A 16,706-nucleotide genomic window follows, 5' to 3' on the forward strand; every position below is an offset into this window, starting at 1 on the left:
TCTATGGAATTATCCTCACTGACCGCCGTTTCCCCTGTCGATGGACGCTACGGCGATAAAGTCAGCGCGCTGCGCGGGATTTTCAGCGAATACGGTTTGCTGAAATTCCGTGTACAGGTTGAAGTACGCTGGCTGCAAAAACTGGCCGCGCACGCAGCGATCAAGGAAGTTCCTGCTTTTGCTGCCGACGCAAACGGTTTCCTGGATACGATCGTCGCGAACTTCAATGAAGAAGATGCCGCGCGTATCAAAACCATTGAGCGCACGACGAACCACGACGTGAAGGCTGTTGAGTATTTCCTGAAAGAAAAAGTGGCGGATATCCCGGAACTGCATGCGGTTTCAGAGTTCATCCACTTCGCCTGTACTTCTGAAGACATCAACAACCTGTCTCATGCGCTGATGCTGAAAACCGCGCGCGACGAAGTGATCCTGCCGTACTGGCGTCAGTTGATCGACGCAGTAAAAGATCTGTCCGTTCAGTATCGCGACATTCCCCTGCTCTCCCGTACCCACGGTCAACCGGCTACGCCGTCCACGATGGGGAAAGAGATGGCTAACGTGGCTTACCGTATGGAACGCCAGTTCCGCCAGTTAAACCAGGTGGAAATCCTTGGTAAAATCAACGGCGCGGTCGGTAACTATAACGCCCACATTGCCGCTTACCCGGAAGTGGACTGGCACCATTTCAGCGAAGAGTTTGTGACGTCGCTGGGTATTCAGTGGAACCCGTACACCACACAGATTGAACCGCATGACTACATCGCAGAGCTGTTTGACTGCGTCGCGCGCTTTAACACCATCCTGATTGACTTCGATCGCGACGTCTGGGGTTATATCGCGCTCAACCACTTCAAACAGAGAACCATCGCGGGTGAAATTGGTTCTTCCACCATGCCGCACAAGGTTAACCCGATTGACTTCGAAAACTCCGAAGGCAACCTGGGCCTGGCTAACGCCGTACTGCAACACCTGGCAAGCAAACTGCCGGTTTCCCGCTGGCAGCGCGACCTGACGGACTCCACCGTGCTGCGTAACCTGGGCGTCGGTATTGGCTATGCGTTGATCGCGTATCAGTCCACCCTGAAAGGCGTAAGCAAACTGGAAGTGAACCGCGATCGTCTGCTGGATGAACTGGATCACAACTGGGAAGTGCTGGCAGAGCCGATCCAGACCGTAATGCGCCGCTATGGCATTGAGAAACCGTACGAGAAGCTGAAAGAGTTAACGCGCGGCAAACGTGTTGACGCCGAAGGCATGAAGCAGTTTATCGACAGTCTGGCCCTGCCGGAAGAAGAGAAAACGCGCCTGAAGGCGATGACCCCGGCCAACTATATTGGTCGCGCCATCACTATGGTTGACGAGCTGAAGTAATCCCCCCTGCCGGATAGCGATGCTAACGCATCTTATCCGGCCGATATTCAGCGCCCCCAATGCCGGAGACTCATCCGGCATAACTCTCCCCCCGGTTTACGAAATGTTTATCCCCGCCGCAACATAATCAGCGTTAAACTACTAATACCGTTAATTTAGGGAGAAAAGATGATGCGCGTACTGGTTGTCGAAGATAATGCCTTATTACGCCACCACCTGAAGGTTCAATTACAGGATTTGGGGCACCAGGTTGATGACGCAGAAGATGCAAAGGAAGCCGATTATTATCTTAACGAGCATCTGCCGGACATCGCCATCGTCGATTTAGGCCTCCCGGATGAAGACGGGCTTTCGCTGATCCGCCGCTGGCGCAGCAATGACGTTTCCCTTCCTGTTCTGGTATTAACCGCCCGTGAAGGCTGGCAGGATAAAGTGGAAGTGCTGAGCGCCGGCGCCGACGACTATGTGACAAAACCGTTTCATATTGAAGAAGTGGTCGCGCGTATGCAGGCGTTAATGCGCCGCAACAGCGGTCTGGCCTCGCAGGTTATCTCTATTCCGCCTTTTCAGGTGGATCTCTCCCGCCGTGAATTGTCCGTAAATGATGAAGTGATAAAACTGACGGCGTTTGAATACACCATTATGGAAACGCTGATCCGCAATAATGGCAAAGTCGTCAGTAAAGATTCGTTGATGCTACAGCTCTACCCGGATGCGGAACTGCGTGAAAGCCATACCATTGATGTATTGATGGGGCGCTTACGCAAAAAAATTCAGGCGCGATATCCTGATGATGTGATTACCACCGTCCGTGGTCAGGGATACCTGTTCGAACTGCGCTAATGAATAAATTACTGCGTCATCTTTTTCCTTTATCGCTGCGCCTGCGCTTTCTGCTGGCGACGGCAGGCGTTGTGCTGGTGCTCTCTCTGGCCTACGGCATGGTCGCGCTGGTTGGCTACAGCGTCAGTTTTGATAAGACAACCTTTCGCCTGTTACGCGGTGAGAGCAACCTTTTCTACACCCTCGCGTCATGGCAAAACAATAAAATCAATATCGAGATCCCGGAAAATCTCGATATGCAAAGCCCCACGATGACACTGATCTATGATGAGAACGGCAAGTTGTTATGGGCGCAGCGCAACGTTCCCTGGCTGGAGAAACGTATCCAGCCGGAATGGCTGAAAGCCAACGGTTTTCATGAAATTGAAGCCGATGTCGACGCCACCAGCACGTTGCTGAGTGAAGATCATTCCGCCCAACAGCAGCTCAAAGAGGTGCGGGAAGATGACGACGATGCGGAAATGACCCACTCCGTGGCGGTGAATGTCTATCCGGCTACCGCGCGGATGCCGCAACTGACGATAGTGGTTGTCGATACTATCCCCATCGAGCTGAAACGCTCGTATATGGTCTGGAGCTGGTTTATTTATGTTCTGGCGGCAAACCTGCTGTTAGTCATCCCGTTGCTCTGGGTCGCCGCGTGGTGGAGTTTACGCCCTATCGAAGCGCTGGCGCGTGAAGTGCGTGAGCTGGAAGAACACCACCGCGAAATGCTCAACCCGGAAACCACGCGGGAACTGACCAGCCTGGTGCGCAACCTCAACCGGCTGCTGAAGAGCGAACGTGAGCGTTATGATAAATACCGCACCACGTTAACCGACCTCACCCATAGTCTGAAAACGCCGCTGGCGGTATTGCAGAGCACCCTGCGTTCAATGCGCAGCGAAAAAATGAGCGTCAGCGACGCCGAACCGGTCATGCTGGAACAGATCAGCCGTATATCCCAGCAGATCGGTTATTACCTGCATCGAGCCAGCATGCGCGGAAGCGGCGTGTTACTCAGTCGCGAGCTGCACCCCGTAGCGCCGTTACTGGACAATCTCACCTGCGCGCTCAATAAAGTGTATCAGCGTAAAGGGGTCAACATTAGCCTCGATATTTCGCCGGAAATCAGCTTCGTCGGCGAGCAGAATGACTTTGTTGAAGTGATGGGCAACGTGCTGGATAACGCCTGTAAATACTGCCTGGAGTTTGTTGAAATTTCAGCCCGGCAGACCGATGAGCATCTGCATATTCTGGTAGAAGACGACGGCCCGGGCATTCCGCAAAGCAAGCGTGATGTGGTTTTCGATCGCGGTCAGCGCATTGACACCCTGCGACCAGGGCAAGGCGTGGGGCTGGCGGTCGCCCGTGAGATCACTGAGCAATATGAAGGGAAGATCGTCGCCGGTGACAGTTTGCTCGGCGGAGCGCGGATGGAGGTGATTTTTGGTCGCCAGCACCCGATTCAGCGCGATGAATGACGCTGGCGTGTAATATTTATATATGTTCTTCACCGCATGTCGTTAAGCATCCGTTATAATCGGTGTCAGATACCAGCCTGCGGATAATCAACATGGAATATCAATTAACACTTAACTGGCCCGAATTTCTTGAACGCCACTGGCAAAAACGCCCGGTGGTGTTAAAACGTGGGTTCAACAACTTCATTGATCCGCTCTCCCCTGACGAACTGGCGGGACTGGCGATGGAAAGCGAAGTCGATAGCCGTCTGGTCAGTCATCAGGATGGTAAATGGCAGGTCAGCCACGGCCCGTTCGAGAGTTACGACCACCTCGGCGAGAACAACTGGTCGCTGCTGGTTCAGGCCGTAAACCACTGGCATGAACCTACCGCTGCGCTGATGCGCCCTTTCCGCGCGTTGCCAGACTGGCGTATTGACGATCTGATGATCTCCTTTTCCGTCCCTGGCGGCGGCGTGGGTCCGCATCTGGATCAGTACGATGTCTTTATCATTCAGGGAACCGGTCGCCGCCGCTGGCGCGTAGGCGAGAAGCTGCAACTGAAGCAGCATTGCCCTCACCCGGATCTACTCCAGGTCGATCCTTTTGAAGCCATCATTGATGAAGAGCTGGAGCCCGGCGATATTCTGTATATCCCACCCGGATTCCCGCACGAAGGCTACGCGCTGGAAAACGCGATGAACTACTCGGTTGGTTTCCGCGCGCCGAATACGCGTGAACTGATCAGCGGTTTTGCCGACTACGTTCTGCAACGCGAGCTGGGCAGCACCTATTACAGCGACCCGGATATCCCGCCGCGCGAGCATCCTGCCGACGTTCTGCCGCAGGAGATGGACAAGCTGCGTGAAATGATGCTCGACCTGATCAATCAGCCTGAACACTTTAAACAGTGGTTTGGCGAATTTATCTCCCAGTCTCGTCACGAACTGGACATCGCGCCGCCGGAACCGCCGTATCAGCCGGATGAGATCTATGATGCGCTGAAACAAGGCGATGTGCTGGTGCGTCTGGGCGGCTTACGCGTCCTGCGCATTGGCGATGAGGTCTACGCCAACGGTGAGAAGATTGATTCTCCACACCGCCCGGCGCTGGAGGCGCTCTCCAGTCACATCGTGCTGACCGCCGAGAATTTTGGCGATGCGCTGGAAGACCCGTCGTTCCTCGCAATGCTGGCCGCGCTGGTCAACAGCGGGTACTGGTTCTTTGAAGGGTAATAAGTTATTGCGATTGAGCCTGATGGCAACGCTAACACGTTTTATCAGGCCTACGAACGGTAGGCCTGATAAGCGAAGCGCCATCCGGCGCCATTACACCACGACACCATTACTGCTGCTTCGCAGTTAGCTCCGCAATACGCACAATCACCTGCACCGCTTTCTCCATCCCTTCCAGCGTCACAAACTCATGCTTGCCATGATAGTTATAGCCGCCGGTAAAGAGGTTCGGGCACGGTAAGCCCATAAACGAAAGCTGGGCGCCGTCAGTGCCGCCACGGATCGGCTTCATATCCGGCACAATATCGCAGTCACGCATTGCCTGCTGTGCAATATCGAGAATATGTGGATGTTCGACCACTTTCTCGCGCATATTGTAATAGCTGTCTTCGATCACCAGCTCAATGTAGCAGTCCGGGTGCAGTCCCTTCCCGACCTTTTTAGCGATCTCCATCATTTTGCGCTTGCGGGCTTCAAACTGTTTGCGGTCGAAATCGCGAATGATGTAGTGCATATCCGCACGATCAACGGTGCCTTTCATACTCGCCAGATGGTAGAAGCCTTCATAGCCTTCAGTCGTCTCCGGGCTCTCATCCGCCGGAACCTCGGCATGAATACGCGCCGCCAGCGACAGCGCATTCACCATCACGCCCTTCGCCGTACCGGGGTGTACGTTATTGCCCACGATTTTGATATTCACGGAGGCCGCATTGAAGTTTTCAAACTCCAGCTCCCCTACGCCGCCGCCATCAACGGTATAAGCCCACTGCGCGCCGAAAGCCTCAACGTCAAAATGTTTCGCCCCTTTTCCGACCTCTTCATCCGGCGTAAAAGCCACGCGAATATCACCGTGCGGAATGTCTTTCTGTTTCAGTACCGCCAGCGCGGTCATGATTTCCGCCACGCCCGCTTTGTCGTCAGCGCCCAGCAGCGTTTTCCCGTCAGTGGTGATCAGCGTCTGCCCCAGCAGTTGATGCAGAACCGGGAACATCACCGGCGACAGCACCTCATCGCCGATCCCTAGCGCAATATCGCCACCACGGTAGTTTTCCACAATCTGCGGATTCACATTTTTACCGCTGAAATCAGGTGAGGTATCCACATGAGAGATAAAACCAATCGCGGGGATATCGCCAGCAACGTTGGCTGGCAGCGTCGCCATGACGGTCCCTTTGTCACTTAACGTGACGTTCACCAGCCCCATTTCTTCAAGCTGTTGTTTGAGCAAATGTAATAATTTCCACTGGCCCTCAGTGCTGGGCACTTGCCGTACGCCCGCCTTTGATTGGGTATCCAGCGACACGTAGTGTAAAAAACGCTCAAGTAGTTTATCCATGCAGTCACCCTCACTTTTCGTGACAACATTATTAATAAGCAAGAAAAGACAAATATTGCGTCAGGTCACTTTTATCCCTGCAAACGAGAATATTTCGCGTAGACACTTTTTCTGACTATAAAGCTAAGCCAGTAATTCGCAACAAGGATTGGCGATTTTAGCGGTTTGCCGTAGAATGACCGCCCTCATTAAGAGTCACCAAGGTGGTTAACCACAAACCCCGCATCGGTCAGCCATCCGTTGCGTCTACATGGGACAGAGTAAAAAATTGAATAAACAACCGCGTTCGCTTTCACCGCTGGTACAACTGGCGGGAATTCGCAAAAGCTTCGACGGAAAAGAGGTCATTTCTAATCTGAATCTGACCATCAATAACGGCGAATTCCTCACGCTGCTTGGCCCCTCTGGCTGCGGTAAAACAACCGTTCTGCGCCTGATTGCCGGTCTGGAAAATGTTGATGCCGGTCATATCATGTTGGATAACCAGGACATCACCGACGTTCCAGCGGAACACCGCTATGTGAACACCGTCTTTCAAAGCTATGCGTTATTCCCCCACATGACCGTATTTGAAAATGTGGCTTTCGGTTTACGCATGCAGAAAACCCCCGCCGCCGAGATTACCCCTCGCGTCACCGACGCTCTGCGCATGGTGCAACTGGAAGAGTTTGCGCAGCGAAAGCCGCATCAGCTTTCCGGCGGGCAGCAGCAGCGTGTGGCCATCGCCCGCGCCGTCGTCAATAAACCGCGTTTATTGCTGCTGGATGAATCCCTCTCCGCGCTGGATTACAAGCTGCGAAAGCAGATGCAGAACGAACTGAAAGCGTTGCAGCGTAAGCTGGGCATCACTTTTGTGTTCGTTACGCACGATCAGGAAGAAGCGCTGACCATGTCTGACCGTATCGTGGTGATGCGCGACGGCATTATTGAGCAGGACGGCACGCCGCGAGAAATCTATGAGGAGCCGAAAAACCTGTTCGTCGCCGGATTCATTGGCGAAATCAACATGTTTAACGCCACGGTAATTGAACGTCTGGACGAACAACGCGTACGCGCCAATGTAGAAGGACGCGAGTGCAATATTTATGTTAACTTTGCCGTCGTTCCTGGTCAGAAACTGAACGTACTGTTACGCCCGGAAGATCTGCGCGTTGATGAAATTAACGATGATAACCACATTGAAGGTCTCATTGGCTACGTACGCGAGCGCAACTACAAAGGCATGACGCTGGAGTCCGTCGTCGAACTGGAAAATGGCAAAATGGTGATGGTCAGCGAATTCTTCAATGAAGACGATCCTGACTTCGACCACTCTCTCGACCAAAAAATGGCCATTAACTGGGTAGAAAGCTGGGAGGTCGTACTGGCTGATGAAGAACACAAGTAAATTCCAGAATGTGGTGATTGTCACTGTCGTTGGTTGGCTTGTGTTGTTTGTCTTTCTGCCCAACCTGATGATTATTGGTACCAGCTTTTTGACCCGTGATGACGCGAACTTCGTCAAAATGGTCTTTACGCTGGATAACTACGCTCGTTTGCTCGATCCGCTCTATTTTGAGGTATTGCTGCATTCCCTCAATATGGCACTCATCGCCACCTTCGCCTGCCTGGTGCTCGGCTATCCCTTTGCCTGGTTTCTGGCGAAACTGCCGGAAAAAGTGCGTCCGCTGCTGCTGTTTTTGCTGATCGTGCCGTTCTGGACTAACTCGCTGATCCGTATTTACGGCCTGAAAATTTTTCTCAGCACCAAGGGCTATCTCAACGAGTTCCTGCTGTGGCTGGGTGTGATTGACACCCCGATCCGCATCATGTTCACGCCGGGCGCGGTCATTATCGGTCTGGTCTATATCCTGCTGCCGTTTATGGTAATGCCGCTCTACTCCAGCATTGAAAAACTGGATAAGCCGCTGCTGGAGGCCGCCCGCGATCTGGGCGCCAGTAAATTGCAGACCTTTATTCGCATTATTATTCCACTGACCATGCCGGGGATCATCGCCGGGTGTCTGCTGGTGATGCTGCCGGCGATGGGGCTGTTCTATGTCTCTGACCTGATGGGTGGAGCAAAGAACCTGCTGATTGGTAACGTTATTAAGGTTCAGTTCCTGAACATTCGCGACTGGCCGTTTGGCGCAGCCACCAGCATTACGCTGACGATTGTGATGGGCCTGATGCTGCTGGTTTACTGGCGCGCATCGCGGCTGCTGAATAAGAAGGTGGAACTCGAATGATCGGTCGACTGCTTCGTGGCGGTTTTATGACCGCTATCTACGCGTACCTGTATATTCCAATCATCATCTTGATTGTGAACTCCTTTAACAGTTCGCGCTTTGGCATCAACTGGCAGGGTTTTACCACCAACTGGTACAGCCTGCTGATGAATAACGACAGCCTGTTGCAGGCGGCACAGCACTCGCTGACGATGGCGGTGTTCTCGGCCACCTTTGCCACGATCATCGGCTCGCTAACGGCAGTGGCGCTGTATCGCTATCGTTTTCGCGGTAAACCGTTTGTCAGCGGCATGCTGTTCGTCGTCATGATGTCGCCGGATATTGTAATGGCGATTTCACTGCTGGTGCTGTTTATGCTGCTCGGCATCCAGTTGGGCTTCTGGTCGTTGCTGTTTTCGCATATCACCTTTTGCCTGCCCTTCGTGGTCGTTACCGTTTACTCGCGCCTGAAAGGGTTTGACGTGCGGATGCTGGAAGCGGCAAAAGACCTGGGAGCCAGTGAAGTCACGATTTTGCGTAAGATCATTCTGCCGCTGGCCATGCCTGCGGTCGCGGCTGGCTGGTTGCTCAGTTTCACCCTGTCGATGGATGACGTGGTGGTTTCGTCATTCGTCACCGGGCCTGGCTATGAGATTCTGCCATTGAAAATTTACTCAATGGTAAAAGTCGGCGTTTCACCGGAAGTTAATGCGCTGGCAACGATTTTGTTGGTTCTGTCGCTGGTTATGGTCATCGCCAGCCAGCTTATTGCTCGTGATAAAACCAAGGGCCGTTGAGGCCCACTATTCAGGGGACGTTAAATGAAAAAATGGTCACGCCACCTGCTCGCGGCGGGTGCTCTGGCACTGGGCATGAGCGCCGCTCACGCTGATGACAACAACACGCTCTATTTCTACAACTGGACCGAGTATGTTCCACCAGGACTGCTGGAACAGTTCACTAAAGAGACGGGCATTAAGGTTATCTATTCGACCTACGAGTCGAATGAAACCATGTATGCCAAGCTGAAAACGTATAAAGACGGCGCCTACGACCTGGTGGTGCCTTCCACCTATTACGTCGATAAAATGCGTAAAGAGGGCATGATCCAGAAGATCGACAAAACGAAGTTAACCAACTTCCACAACCTCGATCCTGAAATGCTCAACAAACCGTTTGACCCGAATAACGACTACTCCATCCCGTATATCTGGGGCGCAACGGCAATTGGCGTTAACAGCGACGAAATTGACCCGAAAACCGTCACCAGTTGGGCTGACCTGTGGAAGCCTGAGTATAAAGGCAGCCTGCTGCTGACTGACGATGCGCGTGAAGTGTTCCAGATGGCGCTACGTAAGCTGGGTTACTCCGGCAACACCACCGATCCTAAAGAGATTGAAGCGGCGTATAGCGAACTGAAAAAACTGATGCCAAACGTGGCGGCGTTCAACTCCGACAACCCGGCTAACCCGTATATGGAAGGCGAAGTCAACCTGGGGATGGTGTGGAACGGTTCTGCGTACGTTGCACGTCAGGCAGGGACGCCGCTTGAGGTTATCTGGCCGAAAGAAGGCGGTATTTTCTGGATGGACAGCCTTTCTATTCCGGCGAACGCCAAAAACAAAGAAGGCGCGCTGAAGCTGATCAACTTCCTGTTGCGCCCGGATGTGGCGAAAGAAGTGGCGGAAACCATCGGTTATCCGACGCCGAACCTGGCCGCACGTAAGCTGTTAAGTCCTGAAGTGGCAAATGATAAATCACTCTACCCTGATGCCGACACCATCAATAAAGGGGAATGGCAGAACGATGTGGGTTCCGCCAGTGCTATCTATGAAGAGTATTATCAGAAGCTGAAAGCGGGACGCTAATTCAGCGTTGTAAAAAATGCCCGATAGCGCTGCGCTTATCGGGCCTGGACAAATGCGAACCGTAGGCCGGATAAGGCATTCGCCGCCATCCGGCAAAAAAATCACAGTCCTTTCAATAATTTCTCAATAAACGCCGGTACGACCTGGCTTGCCGGGCCATAATATTTCTCTTCAAACTCGCTGCCGACCTGGCTTGGTTCAAGATTTAGCTCGACCGTATGCGCGCCGTGCAGGCGAGCCTCATGCACAAACCCGGCAGCCGGATAAACATGCCCGGATGTTCCGATAGCGATAAACACATCCGCCATCGCCAGCGCCATATAGATCTCATCCATGCCAAGCGGCATTTCACCAAACCACACGACGTGCGGGCGAAGCGAAGCCGGGAACTGGCAGCAGTGGCACTTATCGTCTGAAGTCACATCGCCCGTCCAGTCCAGAATTTGCCCGCTCTGGGAGCAGCGCACTTTCAACAGCTCGCCGTGCATGTGGATGATATTCTTGTTGCCCGCGCGTTCATGCAGATTATCGATATTTTGCGTCACCAGCAGGAAACGATCGCCCAGCGCCTCTTCCAGTTTTGCCAGAGCGACATGCGCCGGGTTGGGCTGAATCTCAGGCCGCTGCAACTGCTGACGGCGAGCGTTGTAAAATGACTGAACCAGTTCTGGATCGCGGGCAAACCCTTCCGGGGTCGCCACATCCTCAACCCGATGTTCTTCCCAGAGACCATCAGCGGCGCGAAATGTACGAATGCCGGATTCGGCAGAGATTCCCGCTCCAGTAAGAACTAATACTCTTGGTTTTTCCATCATTTCCGGCACCACTCTGTCTCTGAAAAAGATTCGCTGACGCAGGCGTTCACGCAAATGGCGTTTGTTTTTACGAAAACGGCTTAATCGATGAGCCCGACGCGACTGCATAACAACCTCTTTTGATTAATCGGTAAGATGTAAGAAGGCAGCGCCGCGCATCCCGCCCGCATCACCGTGTCGCGCCCGTTCAATACGCGGTACACGAGCAACAGGAAGGAGATGACGTGGCAACCTGTCTGCCAGTTGCGTTGTTATAGCAGTGAAGTTTGATAATCCTCCCCCAATCACCACCAGATCGGGATCGACGATCGTGAGGATATTCCCCAGGCAGACCGCCAGTAAATCCAGGTAACGTTCAACATGCGCACGCGCGCGTTCATCACCTTGCTCCCACAAAGCAATAATCTCCGGCGCCTGTAGAGGTTGATGATAGTAATGCTGATACAGCCACGCAAACCCGCGGCCGGAAAGATAATTTTCGATGCAGCCCAGTTGACCGCAGCCGCAGCGACGCAGAGGAAAATCGAACCCCATCAGGGTGAGCGCATCGACAGGCAGACGCATATGACCAAACTCGCCGGTAATATAGCTGCGACCGGTGATCGGCTTACCGTTGAGCACCAGTCCGCCGCCTACGCCCGTCCCGAGGATAAGCCCCATGACCAGCGGATACTGCGTGAACTCATCATCCCAGGCTTCCGACAGTGCAAAGCAGTTCGCGTCGTTATCCAGGCGAACATCACGATCCAGCCGGGCGCTGAGATCGGCGCGGAGCGGTTTACCGCTGGCGGCCGGAACATTGGCGGCATACAGCGTTCCGTCTTCCGTTTCCGGCATCCCGGGAATACCAATGCCCACGGAACCTTTTACGTCAAACCGCTGGTCGGCTTCCGCCACCAGATCGCAGACCGCCGTTAAAAAAGCCTCATAGCCTTCGCGTGGCGTCGGTACGCGTTTTTCCCAGCGCAAACGTCGCTCGTTATCAAACACGCCTAAGGCAATTTTTGTCCCGCCAATGTCAAACCCGTAATACATCACGCACCGCTCCTTGTTCTTATGTACTGCGACTACTGGCCGCTTAACACTCTCGCGGGGTCAATATTGCTGGCGCGTCGCGCCGGATACCAGCTCGCCAACAAGCTCAGCAACAATGCCGTAACCAGTACGTAAATAACGTCCAGCCAGTGTAATTCGGATGGCAGGAAGTCGATAAAATAGATGTCTCCAGAAAGGAACTGATGCCCTATCAGCTTTTCGATGCCTTCGATAATAGGGGTCAGTTGCAATGAGACGACCACGCCAATCGCCACGCCGCACAGACTGCCGAGCAGACCCGCCAGCAGCCCATACCAGACGAAAATGGCGCGGATTAGGCCATCTTTCGCCCCTAAGGTTCTTAATACCGCGATATCGCCGCTCTTATCTTTTACCGCCATCACCAGCGTCGAAACGATGTTGAAGCAGGCCACGCCGATCACCAGCACCATCGCCAGATACATGATAGCGCGGATCATCTGAATATCATGGTACATATAGCCGTAAGTACCGATCCAGCTCTTAATGTAAACGTAACTGTCGGTCACTTCGCCAGCGTCCCGTACCAATTTATTGGCGTTAAAGACATCGTTGACCTTAATCGCGATGCCGGACACGCTGGCCCCCATATCCAGGTACTGCTGCGCGTCTTCCATAGGGATCATGGCAAAGCTGTGATCGAGCTGACCGCTCAGTTGCAGAATCCCCGTCACATGCAGACGCACTCGCTTAGGCTGCTGCAATTTATGATCGGCGCTGGCATTGGGGATCATGATCGACACCCAGTCGCCCTGCTTCACTTTCAGCGCATCGGCAACGCCCTTGCCAATGATGATCTGCTGCTCGCCCGCCCTGAAGTTATCCCAGGCATGGTTTTGCACAAACGACGGCAGCGCGCTCAAGCGCTGTTCCTGTTTCGGGTCCACGCCCTTCACCTGGATTGCGCGCAGATTCGCCCCGCTCTCCACCAGCCCGGTAAAGTTGATATAGGGCGCTGCCGCTGCAATCCCCTGTACGTGCTGCACTTTTTCCAGCGCTTCGCGCCAGTGAGTCCACGGCTGATTCACCGCTTCAATTTCACCATGCGGCACCACGGCCAGAATACGGTTGTTCAGCTCGCGCTCAAAACCGTTCATCGCGCTTAAACCGACAATCAGTACCGCCACGCCCAGCGCGATGCCGATAGTCGAGATAACGGAAATCAGCGACACCATACCGCCGCGTCGACGACCACGACTAAAGCGCAAGCCGATCAATAACGATAAAGGCGAAGCCATTACTCAGCTCCCATCAGGCTCAGTTCTGCCGTCAGCAGACCGTCGCGCATTTCAAGCTGACGGCTCATTCGCTTCGCCAGCTGCAAATCGTGAGTCACCACCAGAAACGCCGTTCCCTGAGCGCGATTGAGTTCACCCAGAAGCTGGAAAATACTGTCGGCATTGCGCGCATCCAGGTTGCCGGTCGGTTCATCCGCCAGCACCAGGCGCGGATTGTTGACCAGCGCTCGGGCGATGGCGACACGCTGACGCTCGCCGCCGGAAAGTTCGGATGGACGATGGTTAGCACGGTGATCCAGCCCCACCGCCTGCAACATTTCACGCGCCCGCTCGGTAATTTCAGCCGGTTTTTTCTTGCCGATCAGCAGCGGCATCGCGACGTTTTCCAGCGCGGTGAAATCCGGCAGCAGGTGATGGAACTGATAAATAAAGCCAAGCTTCTGGTTGCGCAGTTCCGCTTTCGCCGCCGACGAGAGTTTGCTCATCGGCTGGCCGCTAAAAATGACATCGCCCGACGTCGGCGTATCCAGGCCGCCCAGCAGGTGCAGAAGCGTACTTTTCCCGGAGCCGGAGCTGCCGACAATCGCCATCATTTCGCCTTCGCCAATGCTGAAGCTGACATCGTGCAGCACGTCGGTTTGCACGGAGCCTTCCTGATAGCGTTTGCACAGGTTGTCGCATTGCAACAGGATCTTATTCATAACGTAAAGCCTCAGCGGGTTGGGTGGCGGCAGCGCGCCAGGAAGGATACAGCGTGGACAATAACGCGATGGCCATCGCCACCAGCGCAATAACAACAACCTGTAGCGGTTCAATCGCCACCGGCAGCGCAGCGCCATCTAGGAATGCGCCAATGATCGGCATCAGGTTATTCAGTTGGCTGGCCAGCAATGCGCCCAGCACTGCCCCCAGCAGCGCGCCGATAATCCCGGCGCTGGCGCCCTGAACCATAAACACCATCATGATCTGGCGCGGCGTCAGCCCCTGGGTTTGTAAAATAGCCACTTCGCCCTGCTTCTCCATCACCATCAAACCTAACGAAGTAATAATATTAAACGCCGCCACGGCGACGATCAGGCTTAACAGCAAACCCATCATGTTTTTTTCCATGCGCACGGCCTGGAACAGTTCACCTTTTCGCTCACGCCAGTCCTGCCATTTCGTCCCCTCCGGCAGCGTCTGCTGGCTGAGGGTATCCACCTTCAGCGGCTCATTGAGCCACAAGCGCCAGCCGGTGATATTGCCCGCCGGGTAGCGCATCAGGCGCGACGCGTCCTGAATATTGGTCAGCATCTGGTAGCCATCCACTTCGCTGTTCGCCGCGAAGGTGCCAATCACCGTAAACAGGCGCTGGCTCGGCAGCCGTCCCATTGGCGTGAACTGGCTGGCGGAAGGCACCATCACGCGAATTTGATCGCCGCGATTGACGCCCAACTGCCCGGCAAGCTGCTCGCCGAGGATGACATTATACTTGCCCGGTTCAAGAGAGGTTTGCTTCACATTGACCAGATACGGCGTTAAAGGATCTTTTTGCGCCGGGTCGATACCCAGCATCACGCCCACGGCGACACTACGCGCGCTTTGCAGCACGACATCTCCCGTGGTAAGCGGTGCGATACGGTTGACGCCATTTAACGTAACCGCTTTTTCGGGTATCTGCTGTGGATTAAGGGAGCCCTGCTCAGACGAGAGAATTGCCTGCGGCATCAGGCCAAGGATGTTGTTTTGCAGTTCACGTTCAAAACCATTCATCACCGACAATACCGTGACCAGCGCCATCACCCCGAGAGTAATGCCAATGGTGGAAAGCCAGGAGACGAAACGACCGAAACGATCTGCTGCACGCCCACGCATATAACGCAGGCCAATAAATAGAGCGACAGGTTGGTACATGAAATCCGTCTGGTTGCTGTTAGCAAAGCCCTGAGTATATAAGCGAAAGCGGAATGGGTAAATGACTGAACCGTAAGTGTTCGTCAGCGTAATTCTGAAAAGTATCAAGAAATCAACTTCCTGAAGATACCTGCCTTGATACTCACCCTTGACCCTGATCTTTATCTTAAAAAAATAAAATACAGAATGTTACGCATTACAACACCGATCCCCGCCCGCAGGATCACAGGCTATGTTGAATAACACGAGTACGCCGTCCTGATGAAACAAAAAGAATTGTGGATCAACCAAATCAAAGGGTTATGCATCTGCCTGGTGGTCATTTATCACTCTGTGATTACGTTCTATCCCCACCTGACCGCTTTCCAGTATCCGTTATCGGAGATCCTGACGAAATGCTGGATCTACTTTAACCTCTATCTGGCGCCGTTTCGCATGCCAGTGTTTTTCTTTATTTCCGGGTATCTGATCCGCCGCTATATTGACAGCGTGCCCTGGGGAACCTGTATTGATAAACGGATCTGGAGCATTGTCTGGGTACTGGCGCTCTGGGGAGTGGCGCAATGGCTGGCGCTTAGCTGGCTCAACCACTGGCTGGCGCCCGAACGCGACATCAACAATGCCTCCAACGCCGCTTATGCCGGGTCTGTCGGCGAGTTTATTCACGGAATGCTGACGGCCAGCACCAGCCTCTGGTATCTGTATGCGCTGGTTGTCTATTTTGTGCTGTGTAAAGTCTTCAGCCAATGGGCAAAACCACTGTTCGTACTGTTTGTACTGCTGAGCGTGACGATAAACTTCGTGCCGACGCCGTGGTGGGGAATGAACAGCGTGATCCGCAACCTGCCTTACTACAGCCTCGGCGCCTGGTTTGGCGCCACGCTGATGGAGTGGATTAAGCATGTCCCACTGCGTCGTTATGCTATCGCGTTTGCGGGCATTGCGCTGCTCGCCGTCATCGCCTGGCTGGCTAATGTATCCCTGCTGCTCTCACTGGTGTCGATTGTGCTGATCATGAAGCTTTTCTATCAGTATGAGCAGCGCTTCGGCATGCGTTCTTCCAGCCTGTTGAATGTCATCGGCTCAAACACTATTGCTATCTATACAACCCACCGTATCCTGGTCGAAGCGTTCAGCTTAACGTTGATTCCGAAAATCAACGGCGCGGCATGGTCGCCGCAGCTTGAGTTTGCTCTGCTGTTGGTTTACCCCTTTGCCAGTCTGCTGATTTGCACGCTGACGGGCCTTACCGTCCGAAAAATTTCGCAACGCCTGTTTGCCGATCTCTTCTTCTCTCCGCCTTCTCTCCCTGCCGTTACCAGCTATTCGCGTTAATCTTTTCGCCCCCTCCCGGGGGCGAATCAATTTGCTAAAGAGAAAC

Annotated in this window: 15 protein-coding genes; 9 read left to right on the forward strand and 6 right to left on the reverse strand. The window is 53.8% G+C overall.

Annotation, left to right across the window (positions count from 1 at the left end; genetic code table 11):
- The first annotated feature begins 3 nt into the window (after positions 1–3).
- From purB to roxA, 4 genes are all read left to right on the forward strand, one after another.
- Positions 4–1,374, forward strand: a complete 1,371-nt coding sequence (gene purB / locus FD428_RS12490) for an adenylosuccinate lyase (protein ID WP_012132704.1) — start codon at positions 4–6, stop codon at positions 1,372–1,374.
- A 171-nt stretch (positions 1,375–1,545) separates the two neighbouring features.
- Positions 1,546–2,217: a two-component system response regulator PhoP gene (gene phoP / locus FD428_RS12495; RefSeq protein ID WP_024130426.1), complete on the forward strand. Its 672-nt coding sequence runs from the start codon at positions 1,546–1,548 to the stop codon at positions 2,215–2,217.
- Positions 2,217–3,680: a two-component system sensor histidine kinase PhoQ gene (gene phoQ / locus FD428_RS12500; protein WP_012132787.1), complete on the forward strand. Its 1,464-nt coding sequence runs from the start codon at positions 2,217–2,219 to the stop codon at positions 3,678–3,680. The genes phoP and phoQ overlap by 1 nt, the downstream gene beginning before the upstream one ends.
- A gap of 92 nt (positions 3,681–3,772) precedes the next feature.
- Entirely contained in the window at positions 3,773–4,894 is a 1,122-nt protein-coding gene (roxA, locus tag FD428_RS12505; RefSeq protein ID WP_047457471.1) for a [50S ribosomal protein L16]-arginine 3-hydroxylase, read from the forward strand.
- A gap of 109 nt (positions 4,895–5,003) precedes the next feature.
- Here the strand turns inward: roxA and pepT are convergent, their stop codons facing one another.
- The gene (gene pepT / locus FD428_RS12510; protein WP_047457474.1) at positions 5,004–6,230 is read right to left on the reverse strand and encodes a peptidase T; all 1,227 of its coding nucleotides are present in this window, start codon (positions 6,228–6,230) and stop codon (positions 5,004–5,006) included.
- Positions 6,231–6,480: 250 nt separating this feature from the next.
- Between pepT and potA the strand changes: the two genes are divergently transcribed.
- The 4 genes from potA to potD are packed head-to-tail and all read left to right on the forward strand — an operon-like array spanning position 6,481 to position 10,305.
- Complete coding sequence (potA, locus tag FD428_RS12515) at positions 6,481–7,617, forward strand: spermidine/putrescine ABC transporter ATP-binding protein PotA (RefSeq protein ID WP_012132791.1); 1,137 nt, start codon at positions 6,481–6,483, stop codon at positions 7,615–7,617.
- Positions 7,601–8,458, forward strand: coding sequence for a spermidine/putrescine ABC transporter permease PotB (gene potB / locus FD428_RS12520; protein WP_047457478.1), 858 nt, complete (start codon positions 7,601–7,603; stop codon positions 8,456–8,458). Before potA ends, potB begins: the two co-directional genes overlap by 17 nt.
- Entirely contained in the window at positions 8,455–9,234 is a 780-nt protein-coding gene (gene potC, locus FD428_RS12525; RefSeq protein ID WP_012132793.1) for a spermidine/putrescine ABC transporter permease PotC, read from the forward strand. Before potB ends, potC begins: the two co-directional genes overlap by 4 nt.
- A gap of 24 nt (positions 9,235–9,258) precedes the next feature.
- Positions 9,259–10,305: a spermidine/putrescine ABC transporter substrate-binding protein PotD gene (gene potD, locus FD428_RS12530; RefSeq protein ID WP_114848562.1), complete on the forward strand. Its 1,047-nt coding sequence runs from the start codon at positions 9,259–9,261 to the stop codon at positions 10,303–10,305.
- A gap of 101 nt (positions 10,306–10,406) precedes the next feature.
- Here potD and cobB read toward each other — a convergent pair whose 3' ends face one another.
- The 5 genes from cobB to lolC are packed head-to-tail and all read right to left on the reverse strand — an operon-like array spanning position 10,407 to position 15,325.
- A complete protein-coding gene (cobB, locus tag FD428_RS12535; protein WP_047457485.1) occupies positions 10,407–11,228 on the reverse strand; it encodes a Sir2 family NAD+-dependent deacetylase in 822 nt (273 codons plus the stop codon).
- Positions 11,229–11,243: 15 nt separating this feature from the next.
- A complete protein-coding gene (gene nagK / locus FD428_RS12540) occupies positions 11,244–12,155 on the reverse strand; it encodes an N-acetylglucosamine kinase (RefSeq protein ID WP_110494339.1) in 912 nt (303 codons plus the stop codon).
- Positions 12,156–12,187: 32 nt separating this feature from the next.
- The gene (gene lolE / locus FD428_RS12545) at positions 12,188–13,432 is read right to left on the reverse strand and encodes a lipoprotein-releasing ABC transporter permease subunit LolE (RefSeq protein ID WP_024130429.1); all 1,245 of its coding nucleotides are present in this window, start codon (positions 13,430–13,432) and stop codon (positions 12,188–12,190) included.
- A complete protein-coding gene (gene lolD / locus FD428_RS12550) occupies positions 13,432–14,133 on the reverse strand; it encodes a lipoprotein-releasing ABC transporter ATP-binding protein LolD (RefSeq protein ID WP_012132798.1) in 702 nt (233 codons plus the stop codon). The genes lolE and lolD overlap by 1 nt, the downstream gene beginning before the upstream one ends.
- Positions 14,126–15,325, reverse strand: a complete 1,200-nt coding sequence (lolC, locus tag FD428_RS12555; protein WP_024130430.1) for a lipoprotein-releasing ABC transporter permease subunit LolC — start codon at positions 15,323–15,325, stop codon at positions 14,126–14,128. Before lolC ends, lolD begins: the two co-directional genes overlap by 8 nt.
- A 261-nt stretch (positions 15,326–15,586) precedes the next feature.
- On the opposite strand from lolC, the gene FD428_RS12560 reads away from it, so the two are divergent.
- Positions 15,587–16,660: an acyltransferase family protein gene (locus tag FD428_RS12560; protein WP_012132800.1), complete on the forward strand. Its 1,074-nt coding sequence runs from the start codon at positions 15,587–15,589 to the stop codon at positions 16,658–16,660.
- Positions 16,661–16,706 lie beyond the last annotated feature (46 nt).

This window comes from Citrobacter sp. TBCP-5362, from assembly GCF_005406305.1.
Taxonomy (GTDB): Bacteria; Pseudomonadota; Gammaproteobacteria; order Enterobacterales; family Enterobacteriaceae; genus Citrobacter_B; species Citrobacter_B koseri.